This is a genomic window from Parachlamydia sp. AcF125 (assembly GCF_018342475.1).
Taxonomy (GTDB): domain Bacteria; phylum Chlamydiota; class Chlamydiia; order Chlamydiales; family Parachlamydiaceae; genus Parachlamydia.
Genome location: NZ_JAEMUD010000001.1, coordinates 150257 through 163961 on the forward strand (window position 1 = coordinate 150257; position 13705 = coordinate 163961).

Here is a 13705-nt window from a genome sequence, read left to right on the forward strand (position 1 = left end):
ACCCTTGTAAAGGAAAAAACGGAACTGAAAAGGCTTTTACACTCGTTCTAGAGATTTAAGCAAATAGTGAACTGCCTACATTGAATACTCTAGCGTCACTTTTGCCCATTTTTTTATTTTATCACGTTTCAACTTCATTTTTCCAGAAAGAAACTCATGGACAATCCGATTGTTTTGCCAAACAACGGGAAACTTCCAGCGAAAAAAAGCTGGAACTTTATGGGCTGTCCACCATTTATTCAACCAGCCTCCCTGGGCCGATAGGGGCAAATCGAGCCGATAATCCTCTTCCCAAGGCACAATAGCTGAAAACTTTCCTTGCCAGACATCGCGCCAATTCGGCCCCTTTATGTCTTCTAAAGGAAGTCGAATCAACTCCCATGCCGCTTTCCAACTGCCACCGTTTTTTTTTTCTACAAAAATAGACCCTCGATCAAACTGAACTTGGCAATGTCCTACTTCCAGGCAACAATTCGCCCGTTTTTCTTTGATCAAATTTTCTGCTAGTTTTATTTGTGCTCTAGAGAAACCTATTCCCTCTCCTTTTAATATATAGCGCAAAAGCTGTTTTAGCTCAAAAGAAGTCGGCGGGAAATCCTTCGATAGATCTATCCATACCCCTAAAGGGGTGCGCCTGATTTTTTCTAAATAAGGTCGTAGATGCCCCTCAAGAAAAGACTGTAATTCTTCCGATTCTTGGCCTAAATGAAGCAGGGCCGACTTAATTTCTTTCCCGAATTCTTTAGATAAATAAGGAAGAATGCTGGAGCGCATCTTCCCTCGTAAAAAGGTAGGATCAAGGTTTGTGCGATCGACAAAGAAGGGGATATCTCGCTTAGAAAGCCAACCCAAAATCTTCGTTTTATCTATGCCGAGGAGAGGGCGCCAAACCACTAGATCCCCATGCACCTTTTCTTTTTGCATTCCTCCTAACTTCACTAAAGAGGCACCCTCTAAAATTCTTTTTAAAAGTGTCTCAGCCTGATCATCCTGGTGATGTCCTAAAACCACGGCCTGATATCCATAGACTTTCGCTAGCTCAGTAAAAAACTGATAACGCCAATGCCGACACAGCTCTTCCCAATTCCCCCGCATAGGCATAGGATCTAAAACCTTCAGGTGAAAAGGAAGATGAAAGGATTCAGCCAAATTCTTTAATAGACATGCCTCTTCTTCACTCTCTGGCCGCCAGCGATGATCAATATGGGCAATACCCAACTTAAGAGGCAAAGACTGCGCACACCGCAATAAGAGATGCAAAAGAGCGATCGAATCTGGCCCTCCTGATAAACCAATTAAAACTGGCCGAGACCAGTCGCAATGCGTTTTAAGGAAATGGAGAATAACTTCTTCCATTAAGGTTCACCCATCCAATACAATTGATATAAAACATACCCCACTACGCTTGCCGCAAGAAACAACCAGTAAAAAAAATCAAACGGATCTTTTTGGGTATCTAGAACCAGCTCAAGATTTCCGAAAGGCGGTAAATTTTGCTTAGGGTTTAAGGGAAGATCTTGCTCTTTAGAATCCGCAAACAAATCCTTTAATTCTTTGACCGCGCGAATAGGAATCCACTTTTCAAAACCTTTTTTCCAAACCAAGGTATTGGGCGTTATCCGCGGATCGCCTCTCAGCTGAGCAATCGAAAAGGGCCCTTCGGATACTTCATTTACTTTAATCCACCATTCTTGGCGCGTTTGATTATTTTTACTACTCACAAGCCCCTCTTGGAACAAACTGCTTTTTTTTTCAATGTGCCTTAAATTAGCCTATAGATTTTACCATCCAAGAAATCAAACAGAACGTAAACACATTGTAGCAAATTACTTGATTATTGTATCTTAAAACACTAAAAACGAGTCATTCACTTCTATTTTCAATTGATTGTCTTTAAAGGAGAATTTTTAAGGCAATGCTTCTAATTTGGCGCTATTTACTTTCGCAATATTTTCAGATTTTGTCTCTAAGTACGGTTGCATTTGTCGCCATTTTACTAACCACTCGTTTTGATGAAATCGCCCATTTTGCAGCTTTAGGAGCGGCAAGTTCTCCTATCATTTGGTTTGTGATTTCGCAAATTCCTTATATTTTACCCATCGTAATTCCCATATCTAGCCTGATTGCTGCATTGCTTTTGATTCAACGGTTATCCCAAACTCACGAATTAACCGCTTTGCGCGCTTCTGGCTGGGCCATTCGAGATATTTTCTATCCCCTCCTTATGGCAGCGGCCTTTCTTACTCTTTTAAATTTTTATATCGTATCCGAACTAGCCACAAATTCCCACTTGCAAGCAAACCTTTTAAAAAAAGAGCTGCGGTCTATTAACCCCTTACTCCTCCTAAATAATAAACACCTAATGCGAGTCAAAGGAGCCTATTTTCACGCCCTGGGAGATTCTCGAGTGGGAGAGTTTGCTAAAAATGCCCTCTTTGCCGTGCCAAGCAAACAAAGCAACCGTATACGGTTAATGATTGCGAAATCTTTGCATGCAGATTCTGCCTTTTTCATAGGAAACCATGTCACAAATATAGCTACTTTACCGGTTGAAAATGGAGAAAGTTTCGATCATTTTATGGTAGAAAATATCGAAAAAACGACCACTCCGGTCCAAGATTTTTCTCTTATTTTTCAACGGAACGTTTTTTCTTTAAGCAACGACCATCTTAAACTGGCGCTATTAATTTATCGAATGAAAGAGCAGTCTGAGCTCTTAAAACAGCCAAACCTTTTAGAGGATGAAATTAAGCAAATAAAGAAACTGCAGAATCGTTCCTATGCGGAGATCATCCGCCGCTTTTCTGTGGCTACAGCCGTTTTTACCTTTACATTGATGGGGTGTGCGTTTGGTATGAACATTAGCCGCCATCACTCTAATAAAGGGGTGGTTTTCGTGATTGCTTTAGCCGCTTTTTATTTGATTTCCTATTTTACCGCAAAAGGACTCGAGCATCATTTATTTTCAGCCACCTTGCTTTACTTACTCCCTCATAGCCTGATTGTGACTATTTCGGGATTTATACTTTACCGAGCTTCAAGAGGGATTGAATAATGTACATGAAATCTAAGCTTCCTTTTCAATCTATTTGGGAACGTTACTTTTTTAAAGAAGTCGTCAAACTGTTTTTTCTTTTTATCGGCAGTTTTTATGGGTTATATGTCCTCATAGACTTTTCAAGCCATACTTCCCAATTTAGCACCCACTTTCAATGGAAAGAGATCTTTTACTATTATTTTTATGAATGGATTCACAGATTAGATGTGATTCTTCCTTTTGCTTTGATGCTGGCAACTATCAAAACGCTTTGTTCGCTGGCGATTCACAATGAACTGGTGGCCTTAATGGCCAGTGGAATGAGCCTAAAAACTTTATTGCGTCCTTTTATTTTGATTGGCTTTTTTTTCACCTTCCTTATGTATGGCAACACTGAATTTTTACTTCCTAAAGCCCAAAAAGGACTTAAGCAAATTCACGATCGCCACACTTCTTTAAGAAATAAACTAGATAACCGAGGGTTTGTCCAGCACATTACTTTGGATGATCAAACCCACCTCCTTTTTCAATATTACGACGAAGCACGGCAATTCTTCTTCGATACTTATTGGATTAAATCGGTAGATGAGATTTATCGGATCAAATACCTTTTTCCCTATCTAGAGGTTCCCTTAGGGCGGTATGTTCACTACTTGACACGCAATCAAAACGACGAACTTGTGGAAACGGACTCGTTTGTTGAGAAAGAATTCCCTCAAATTTACTTTAACAAAAAAAAATTACAAGAAACTCTTTCGCTGCCTGAAGAACAATCCTTAACCAGCTTAATCCAGCAACTTCCCGATTATCACCAAATTAGCCATGAAAAAGAGGCGCAAGTTGTCTCTCATTTTTACCATAAAATGGCCCTCCCCTGGCTATGTTTATTTGCAGTGATTGCTCCTGCTCCCTTTTGCGTCAAATTTACCCGCCGCTTGCCTATTTTTATGATTTATGCCTGCAGCATTTTTGGATTTATTACCTTTTATCTAACTCTAGACGCGGCTCTCGTTTTGGCAAAACGGCAGGTTTTAGGGCCTGTGTGGGCAATTTGGTTGCCTTTTTCCCTTTTTTTCACCTTTTTTTCCTATCGGTTTGTTAAACTCTAATTAGGCTGCTTTAATCCACTCGAGAGAAACAAATGGAAAGTTTTGATTTACGCTCTTGCCCTTTTTTTCAACAAGCTGGCGGAGACCTTTCTTCCCCTGCAATCATTGAACATGTCTCGATTGATTCCCGCCGAGTATTTTCTCCCCACACTCTCTTTGTAGCCTTAAAAGGGCAAACACATGATGGACATGCCTTCATTGCTGAGGCAGCTAAAGCTGGTGCAAGATACGCGTTAGTTCGCCAAGGTTGGCGCTCTTCCGATCCGATCCCCAATATGACTTTACTGCGCGTAGACAACCCCTTAAAAGCTTTTCAATCCATTGCGAAAGCTTATCGGCAGCAAAGAAAACATTGTAAAGTTGTGGCAATTGGAGGATCGCATGGAAAAACGATGCTGAAAGATCTCTTAGAAACTATGCTTGCCAAGCAGTATCGCGTGGTGGCTTCTCCAGAAAGCTTTAATAGTCAGATCGGCGTTCCATTAAGTCTCTTTAAAATTAAAGATACGCATGAGATTGCGCTAATAGAAGCCGCGTTTTCGCAGCCAGGAGAAATGGAAATTCTTTCGAATATAATTAATCCCGAGCATGTTATTTTGACTGCGATTGGAGCTAAACATCTGCATACCTTAGGCAGTTTAGAATTGACAGCCCAGGAAACGATGAAGCTTTTAAGTTCTTTAAAAGAAAGCAGCTGGGCATTGATCCCTTCAACTCCACTTCTTAAACCCTATCTAACTGATTATAAAGCTCAATTTCTGTATTGGTCTCAGGCCGATTCTACCCTCCCTTATGCGGCTCCTTGCGCCGATCTGTCCCAAATGGCTGTTCCTTATGCAGTGCATTTTCCCGATCAACACCTCTTTAAAGGAGAAATGACGAAAGGATTTTCTTATTTTCTCGATTTAATCAATATAGCCTGTAAATCGGCTTGGTTATTTCAAGTGTCCTCCCAAGCAATCAGCGAAGCTTTGCACAGTCATCAATTAGAGCCCATGCGTACAGAGATTTGGAAATCGCCCACGGGAACCGTCTTTATCAACGAGCCTTATAGCTCTGATCCTCAATCTATCGATCAAGCCTTAGCACGCCTCCATTATTTAGCCTCTAATGAAAAAAAGACCCTGATTTTTGGAGGGCTTAAAGGAATTAGCGAGCAGCGCGAGCATGAATATCGGAGGATTGGCCTAGCCATCACGCATCACCTCATTCACCACCTTATCCTGATCGGCTCTTCTCTAGAGTTTCAACCTTTAGTCCAAAAACTTAACCCTTCTACCACACTTTCTTTCTATCCAACCATCACCCAAGCTCTCCACCATTTGCGAAAGGCAGAAGAGCCTAATCAAGTGGTGCTAATAAAGGGGTCCCAAAAAATTTCCCTAGATTTTCTCACAGAAACCTATCATGACAGCATTTGTACTAATCAAAGCGTGATTAACCTCGCGACCATTGAATTCAACCTAAAACTAATCCAACAAAGATTGCCTCCTCATACGCGCTTGATGGTAATGGTAAAAGCACTTGCCTACGGGACAGAAGACATTCAAATCGCAAAGTTTTTAAAAGCGTGCCAGATTGATATTCTGGGCGTTTCTTATGTTGATGAGGGAATTGCCTTAAAAAGAGCTGGGGTCAAACAAGCTATATTCGCCCTTTCCGCCACTCCTTATGAAATCACCAAAATTCTCAAGTGGGGGATTGAAATTGGAGCTAGTGACCAAACTTTTATTCAAGCTTTAGCTAAGGAGGCCTCTGCCCAAAAAAAAGAAATTAAAGTCCATTTACACATTGATACAGGGATGGGTCGTTTTGGCTGCCGGCCTGAAAAAGCCTTGATTCTAGCCCAAATGATCCACGCCTCTCCCTTTCTTAAGTTGGAAGGAGCCATGACCCATTTTGCCTGCGCAGAAGACCCCAAGCAGGATGCCTTCACCTGTCAGCAAATTAAAAGATTTGACGAGACTTTAGCGGATATAGAAGCACATGGCATACCTATTCCTTGGAAGCATGCTGCAAATTCAAGCGCTGCGCTCCGTTTCAATTTGCCTCAATATAACATGGTGCGGATCGGATTAGCCACCTATGGGCTTTTTCCTTCGGCCGCAGTACACGACTCGCTCAATCTTAAATTAGCCCTCTCCCTCCTTTCTCGCATTGTAGGAATTAATCTATGCAAACAAGGCGAGACAATTAGCTATGGACGCAACTACACAGTGGAAAAACCGCTTCAAAGAATTGGAGTTCTTCCGATCGGATATTTTGATGGGTTACATCGCCATTACAGCGGAAAAGGATGGGTGCTCGTGCACGGACAAAAAGCGCCGATGGTCGGCAATATTTGCATGGACTTCATGATGATTGACATTACAGATATTCCAACCGCTCAAGTGGGAGATACCGTTTTGATATTTGGAGAGGATGAACACGGACATTATCTTTCCCCTGAGGAATTTGCCAATCAAGGAAATTCGATCGTGCACGAATTAGTGACCTGCATTGGGCCTCGCATCCCCCGCATTTTCATTTATGAAGAGTCTTAAAAACTCCTAAAGCTAATAAGAACCCCTTGCCTATCTCTCTCTAAATGTTATCATTTTTCTCTTGCTTCTTTTTAAAGAGAACCGATAGAATGTGTCATTCTATCAGCCGGTGTGGCGAAATGGTAGACGCGGTAGACTCAAAATCTACTCTTGGCAACAAGGTGCTGGTTCGAGTCCGGCCATCGGCATATCTCAGGACACTTTCCCGCAAGGAAAGTGTCCTTTATCATTTTAAAGAGCTCACGTAGCGTTATGGAGAGCTTTTTATCTTTGAATTCGAAGTTCTGAAATACAAAATTTAGAAGCTGTCGCTTTTCCTCTATTTCAGAACTCTCAAAAGTTTCCCTCGAACGACGAGCTAAGCTTAAGACCATACTCGCTGTGACATGGAAACTTTCATCAGCTTTGGCATGGCTACCCCTCTCTTGGATAATAGCAAACTCCCAATCCAATGAATACCAATCAATCCAATAGGATCATGAAAAAATGATAGTTATTTTCCCATATCTTTTTCTACTTTGTAAATCATCTAGAGAGATGTTCAATGAATTGTAGAGAGCAAGACCGCATTTCTTTCGTCGATTTTATAAAGATCGGACTACTCTTTGGACAATAGATATAGTCAGAATTTGGAGAAATATCAGCAGAATGGTTTTTAGCTAAAAATTTTTGCCAATTTATTTTTTATTTCTTTTCGAAACATAGCAACTTGCATAGGTTGATAATTAAAGCCTGAAGATATCCTCCTCGCAGCTTCCAATATTTACTTAATGTTTTTGTAAGGAGTTATCTTAAAAAATGACTATTTGAGAGAAGAATATAGTTTATTATAAAAAATGTAAGTTATTACAAAGAAAGTTGCAAATAAAGCCCCAAAAGCAAGGGGGGATGAACATATTCTCTTTAAACCTAAATAAGGTGTGTTTTGATTAAGATTAGGCTCAAGATTTGTAAAATGAAGGGGAAGATCAGTATGATATTGGTTAATGCCAACTACAGAGTAAGAATTTTTATGAATAAAAGTGTAAGAATTTTTAGGAATAACGGTTTCGTAAATTTCTTGGGTACATTTCATTAAATCAGAATTAAATTCAGATTGTGTTTCCTCTCTTAATTTTTCTACTTTTTTAACAGCTTCTAGGATAGGAAAATTCTTTCTAAAAGGTGTGTTTTGATTAAGATTAGATCCAAGCATTAAGCGATCTTCTTTCAAAAAAGAGATATGTCTTTGCTTAATTTGCTCTTTTTCAATCGTCATTGAAGTGACCAACTCACCATTTGTAAAATAAATGGGAAGATCGGTATGATATTGGATAATGTCAACTAAAGTGTAAGAATTTTTATGAATAACGGTTTTGTAAACTTCTTGGATACTTTTCATTAAAACAGAATTAAATTCAGATTGTGTTTCCTTTCTTAATTTTTCTTCTTTTTTAATAGCTTTTAGAAAAGGAAAATTCTTTATAATTTGATTTTTCTTGTCCTTAAACTCAAGAGCATTTGTATATGCTAATTTTAATTGTTCATTAGCAAACAATGAGACATTTAAAGTTTTTAAATAAAACTCTTCTAGTAAAGCCATCCCCTTTTTTAGTTCTTCAGTATTTGTTATCCTGAATAATTGTGAGTCAGTAAAATTTTCCTTAACATACTGAGTAGGAATAGTTATTCCTAAAATGTGCTTTTTGGGCACTTTATCTCTTACTTGTATTTCAAAAGGAATATGGCCAGGACCAAACTGCTTAAAAAAATCAAGCCCAATGGGATTAATAATAACGCCGAGATGTGTTCCTGAATAAGAGAAAGCATTTAATCGATTCGAAGCGCTCACATATTTTGTTCCATTTAATCCTAATCCATTAGACTGAATAGAAATACCCTTCGCTTCTCCTTTTTCCTTAGAAAGAATACCAAAAGCCAAAATCGATGTTAACTGATATAAATTAAAACCTTTTACAGAATGATAATAATATTTTTCTTGTTCTAAGTTTAATCCTAGATTGATATTAGCACTGTTTGTAGTTAAATTATTCATAATAAATTTTGTTAAATTTAAAACAATTAATATAAAATTAAAATCATAACTTTTTGTATAAATAAAGCGCAATATAAAAAATAGGGTTTTTGAACCTAAACCATTGATGTTCAAATTAAATATCGCCTATCCTCAGTAAGGTACATCATTTTCTAATACAATCCGAAAAGCCGAAAAGCTCTCTGTTACTTTTAATTTGTAGAATACATATTAGAAGCTATTTTCTTATCTATAGAAGATAAATACGGTTGAATAGGATCCCAATCGAACTCTTTAAAAGTTCTAAAGCTGTCCTGAGATCGGCATATCTCCGGAAGCATTTTCAGAAATGAAAGCGTTTCCTGTTTTTTCATTTTGTAAGTCATGGTTTTTCTGAAGGATAAACAACAGGTTGTGATTCATCCCTTCGGTTCGATATTTTTTCCATCTTGAAAAACGCGTTTTTCAGGAAATATTGAACCAAGCATTTTACTTTTCCCCTTTAAAGGTACCATTTGGAAGTACATGCTCCTAGGATCCAAAAAACCCATGCCACAGCGGTTGTACTTTTTGAAAGCAGTATCGCTAAGCTTTAAATCTTCCATTCGAGCTTCAGCTTCGCAATTTAATCTGGTTGTTGATGCTTAAAACAAACCTAAGAGCCAGCTTCTAGCTCGCCTGTGACAGCCCCTGCTGATCGAACTTGAGTAGGCTAGCTTCATGGCTCGCTAGCTAGCTTTTAGCTTGCCAAGTTGTTGTTCTCTATCACCTTCTTTCGCCTTGAAGGTGGCTTCCCTCATGGCTAAATACAACTCTGTCACTTCTGGTTTTGGACGAAGGCTTTTTAAATAATCATCGAATTTCTCATTTACTTCTAGGGCGCCTAGTCGCATTTTACATCCATGCTGACAATGGTAATAGGCATATTTACCACCATTTCCAGAAGACAAACTTCCTGTTAAGTTTCGTCCACAATCAGGGTACTTTAGATGACCTCTTAAGGGTAACTCTTCACTATATTTCTCTTTAGCAACTAAATGAGCATTGTCATTTTCTCTTTGAAGCAAAATGCGTTGTACATTTGAAAAAGTTTTTTCTGGAACACTCCCTTGGTGAATGCCATTTACTAAACAGGCTGGTTCCTGATCTAATTTTGGAACATAAATTTTACCAATATAAACAGAATTTCGAAGAAGTAGTCCAAATTGAGTTTTTCCAATTTTGAGACCTTTCTTTACACAGGTTTTTCGCACTTGTTCTGCGGTATATAATCCTGTAGAAAACATTTCAAAAGCTTCTCCACTCAAAGGAGCTTCCTCGTTAGGAACTAAAAGAGAAGTTTTTGCAGCACTATTGTCCTTTGAATAGCCTTTTGGTGGTGTCCCATAAGGATAGTGGCCTTCTTTTAAAGCACGTCTAATCCCGCCTTTGGTATTGCGTGATCGTATTACTTTAGCTCATGAAGCATTAAAAATGTACTTTGAGCATTTCTCGAAAATCGACACCATTTTGTGACTAGAATAAGCTCTACCTGTTTTCTATTACGTGTTTCTTTGACAATCACTCGTAGGCGAGCTTTAAGAGATTTTTCTAGATCAGCAGTCATACGGTGTAGGATAAAATATAAGGGTTGATATTAACGTGCAAAATGTTGGCGTATTCAATTAATTTCTTTTGATTAGGCTTTTTGTCAGTTAATGTAAAATATTGTCTTAATGCCTTAAGAGCAATTTCCTTACTTAAGTAACGAAAAGCATCTACAATTGTTCTCTCTCTATCAAAGATATGAACCCTGTATTCCCCCATGGTGATTGTTTCTTTTCCAAGATCAGTATTACGCATACTTTGATCTGTTAGGCCATAGTAACAAAGAGCAGAAATGAGACAAATTACTCCTTCAGGAATACTAGCTGCTGTAAACGCTAGGTTTTCCCACTCAAAATCTACTTTTGGTTCATAGGTAGAGGATCGATAAATTCCAGGACAAAGTTTTTCCAGGATACCTTTTTTAGCAAGATAGATAATAGCCCATCTCAGAACACCTCTACCCTCAGCCTCGTTAAGAGTAAAAAAGGGCTGTCCTAGCAGCTTTTCTAATTTATTTTCATACTTCTTCGTACTTATGATTCTACAAAATGCAATCAATCGTGCCAACTGAGTACATTTTGTGGAACATAAATTAACCAAGAAAACAACCTAGAAAAACCACAAAGGAAAGATTTTCTGGGTTATTTTCTTGGTTAATCGAATGAACATAGGAATTGACATAGAAACAGATAGAAGCCGAGTTTTTCTATTTTAGAGAGGTAAGGATAAAAACTATTAAATGGCTAATAAAAGCCCAAATCTGAGAATTGGGCTTTTGTTCAAAGAATTAAGAGCGTTGATTTGCTTCTGCGCCCACTACAATTGATGGTTGGCCATCTTGAATGCTTAAAGCAGCAGATGCTGTACCAGTTATAAATTCTAGGAAAGGCTTCCAATCAGCTAAATTTAAGCTGAGAATCAGCTCTTGTCCTATGGATCTAGCATAAAAAGTTTGTTTGATTTCTATCGTTCCAAATTTTTCTTCACTTGCCTGTAAGTTGAGAAGATCTCCTTTTAAGAAGAAATTGATAGGCAACTTAGTTTGAGCTGTAAACTCAACAGCTATTTCAGGACGATGCCCTTGCATGATTTCATTCAATTCACAATCTTTTAAATTGTAAATGTTAACAACACGCAAATCTTGGTTAAAATTTTCCCATGGTTTTGAGCCAATAGGAAAATCTGCGGAAGCGGCAAAAGCATGCGCGCAAACAGTTAACAAGCTAAGTGACAAGACGGCCAATTTTTTCATATAGTCTCCTTTTACTACAATTGTAGTATTTAAAGTTAAAAAAATACGCTAATTTGTTTAGAAAATCCAAAACCTCCCTACAAGAATCACTAAGAAAGCTATTCCGGTTGCAAAAACCGAACAAATATAGCTTACTCTTCTAAAGCGTATAGATTTCGGCTTTAGAAGAATATCGACACGCTTATAAACGGTATTTTTAGTAAGATGATGAGCAAAGATATGAGTTGGAGCATTTATGGAGTGACGAACAGATTTACAAATAGCAGAAGCTAGGTCATTAGGATGTATTCTGTATTTTTCACATTTGAGATCGCATCCAACTTCTTGACCTTCTTCAATACGTTTATGTAGCCATTTGGTAGGCACCCACCAAAAAATTGATTCTATAAAATCTAAAATTAGGCGCACTAAGCTGTCTTTATGTCGAATATGTTCTATTTCGTGCGCTAAAACCGCTTCATATTCTCTTCGAGAAAGAGCCTTCGATAGCTGTTCTGGAACATAAACATTGTAAGAAGTTAGTCCTGCAACAAATGGAGATCCTCTAAGGCTAGATGAGGTCAAAATCTGTAATTGATAATTTTTCAGATAGGAAGTTATGGTAAAATTTCTGGTTTTTCTATTGTTAAGTCTGGCAGTTTTTTCCAACGAGTTTAAAGATTTTATAGACTGATAGCACTTAAGACATTTTGTAAACAGCAAAGTCACTGTAATCAGGGTGAAAAGTAGAGTAAAAATGCCTAAAAGTTTTGATCCCATGGAGTAACCAAGAATATCTGCGACTGTAAAAGTCATATTCCCCAGCACAGTAAATTGGATACTTGAGCTTACGGGTAAAAGGAGCCATTCGGTAAAGTCGCTTATGCCTCCAAAAACTATCGAAAGCATTCGAGTTCCCTCTTGGCAATTCAGAGGATTAATTCCATGTGAATAAGACCATCTTGAGAAATCGTATAAGCATAGATCTAAAGGAAGTTTAACAATCGGAATCATTCGTAGGATTGCAGCAATCCTTCCCTGTGGTATTCGCAGCAGAAAAATTATCCCTTCGATCAAGAGGACAACAGTAACAAAAGAAAGTAGGCTATTAAGAAAAATATTGAGAATGAAAAACGAAATCTTATCCATGCTTTTTCTCGGTTCTTCTTTTTTGAATAAGATTTTCAATTTCTTTTAGATCTTCATCGGTGATTTCCTCATCTGCTAGCAGATAACTAACCAATGCCGTAGGCTTTCCTCCAAAGATTTTATCTTGGATGCGCTTTAAAATACTCTTTGAAGAAGATTCATTTTGAGAACTTACCCAATAAAGATACTGCTTTCCTTCCTTTTCTCTTGTCAGCTCGCCTTTATCAGATAGCCGACTCATCACTGTCATAATTGTTGTATAACTGCCTTCGCTCCCAAGCCTTTCATAGACTTCACGAACCGTTACTCGACCTAATTCTCGAACGATCTTAAGGATTGATAATTCAAGCTCTCCAAAACCCAGCCTTTCCATGGGATTCACCTTGTTTTGTTACTTTGCTTCATTAATGTACTACAAGAGTAGTATTTTGTCAAAACCTAAAATTTCTCAAAAAAGAAATGAGAAGATGTGCCGACGCTAGCTAGTGATTTAATTAGTTCTATTTCATATTAGGGAGTTAAATCTAACTTAAGTTCCTGTCAGAACCAATAGCTCCTCTCTTACTCTAGTTGAATCTTCTACAAGCCGAAGAAGCCGAACATCTAGGAAAGAATGAATCTCATAGAGTTTCTTCATTCCCTCGGGAAATTGGTTCGAGAACGCTCCGGTGCTGGGCATATCTCAGGACACTTTCTCGCAAGAAAAGTGTCCTTTATCATTTTAAAGGGCTCACGTAGCGTTATGGAGAGCCATAATAGCTATACTTTTCAAAAGCGGTATCGCTGAGCTTTAGGTCTTCTGTGTCCGGGCTTCAGCTTCGCAATTTGGTCCTGCGTGTGATGCTTATTTTGAAAATTTCTTTTCAAAAGTGAGCCCTTGATGGATTCCATCTGCTAGATAGCCTGGTTCATGATCTAATTTCAGGATATAGTTTTTACCTATGTAAACCGGATTTCGAAGAGGTGATCCAGATTGAGTTTTTCCGACTTTGAGGCCTTTCTTTGCACAGATTTTTCGCGCATGTGAATGCGGCA

At 38.4% G+C, this 13705-nt stretch carries 12 protein-coding genes and 1 tRNA gene; 4 read left to right on the plus strand and 9 right to left on the minus strand.

The features are described 5' to 3' along the window. Positions 1-75: 75 nt before the first annotated feature. Positions 76-1356 (minus strand): tRNA lysidine(34) synthetase TilS, encoded by a 1281-nt coding sequence (gene tilS, locus PARA125_RS00620; RefSeq protein ID WP_213156804.1) that lies wholly within the window; start codon positions 1354-1356, stop codon positions 76-78. After that, a complete protein-coding gene (locus tag PARA125_RS00625; RefSeq protein ID WP_349305634.1) occupies positions 1356-1721 on the minus strand; it encodes a DUF4339 domain-containing protein in 366 nt (121 codons plus the stop codon). The genes tilS and PARA125_RS00625 overlap by 1 nt, the downstream gene beginning before the upstream one ends. 194 nt (positions 1722-1915) lie before the next feature. Here PARA125_RS00625 and PARA125_RS00630 point away from each other — a divergent pair, with 194 nt between their 5' ends. The 4 genes from PARA125_RS00630 (at position 1916) to PARA125_RS00645 (ending at position 6877) form a co-directional block, all read left to right on the plus strand. Beyond that, positions 1916-3055: an LptF/LptG family permease gene (locus PARA125_RS00630; protein WP_213156805.1), complete on the plus strand. Its 1140-nt coding sequence runs from the start codon at positions 1916-1918 to the stop codon at positions 3053-3055. Next, positions 3055-4146 (plus strand): LptF/LptG family permease, encoded by a 1092-nt coding sequence (locus PARA125_RS00635; RefSeq protein ID WP_213156806.1) that lies wholly within the window; start codon positions 3055-3057, stop codon positions 4144-4146. Before PARA125_RS00630 ends, PARA125_RS00635 begins: the two co-directional genes overlap by 1 nt. Before the next feature lie 32 nt (positions 4147-4178). Then, a complete protein-coding gene (locus tag PARA125_RS00640; protein WP_213156807.1) occupies positions 4179-6689 on the plus strand; it encodes a bifunctional UDP-N-acetylmuramoyl-tripeptide:D-alanyl-D-alanine ligase/alanine racemase in 2511 nt (836 codons plus the stop codon). A 105-nt stretch (positions 6690-6794) separates the two neighbouring features. Then, positions 6795-6877: transfer RNA gene (locus PARA125_RS00645), tRNA-Leu, on the plus strand. A gap of 614 nt (positions 6878-7491) precedes the next feature. Here PARA125_RS00645 and PARA125_RS00650 read toward each other — a convergent pair. From PARA125_RS00650 to PARA125_RS00680, 7 genes are all read right to left on the minus strand, one after another. Beyond that, positions 7492-8838 (minus strand): hypothetical protein, encoded by a 1347-nt coding sequence (locus PARA125_RS00650; protein WP_213156808.1) that lies wholly within the window; start codon positions 8836-8838, stop codon positions 7492-7494. A 284-nt stretch (positions 8839-9122) separates the two neighbouring features. Next, a complete protein-coding gene (locus PARA125_RS00655; RefSeq protein ID WP_213156809.1) occupies positions 9123-9308 on the minus strand; it encodes a hypothetical protein in 186 nt (61 codons plus the stop codon). 123 nt (positions 9309-9431) lie between these two features. Then, positions 9432-10151: a recombinase family protein gene (locus tag PARA125_RS00660; protein WP_349305659.1), complete on the minus strand. Its 720-nt coding sequence runs from the start codon at positions 10149-10151 to the stop codon at positions 9432-9434. 154 nt (positions 10152-10305) lie between these two features. Beyond that, on the minus strand, positions 10306-10890 hold the full coding sequence (locus PARA125_RS00665; protein ID WP_213156811.1) for a type IV toxin-antitoxin system AbiEi family antitoxin domain-containing protein: 585 nt from the start codon (positions 10888-10890) through the stop codon (positions 10306-10308). Between the two features lie 187 nt (positions 10891-11077). Then, a complete protein-coding gene (locus tag PARA125_RS00670) occupies positions 11078-11542 on the minus strand; it encodes a hypothetical protein (RefSeq protein WP_213156812.1) in 465 nt (154 codons plus the stop codon). Between the two features lie 57 nt (positions 11543-11599). Next, positions 11600-12670 (minus strand): M56 family metallopeptidase, encoded by a 1071-nt coding sequence (locus PARA125_RS00675; protein ID WP_213156813.1) that lies wholly within the window; start codon positions 12668-12670, stop codon positions 11600-11602. Further along, positions 12663-13043: a BlaI/MecI/CopY family transcriptional regulator gene (locus tag PARA125_RS00680; RefSeq protein WP_213156814.1), complete on the minus strand. Its 381-nt coding sequence runs from the start codon at positions 13041-13043 to the stop codon at positions 12663-12665. The genes PARA125_RS00675 and PARA125_RS00680 overlap by 8 nt, the downstream gene beginning before the upstream one ends. Positions 13044-13705 lie beyond the last annotated feature (662 nt).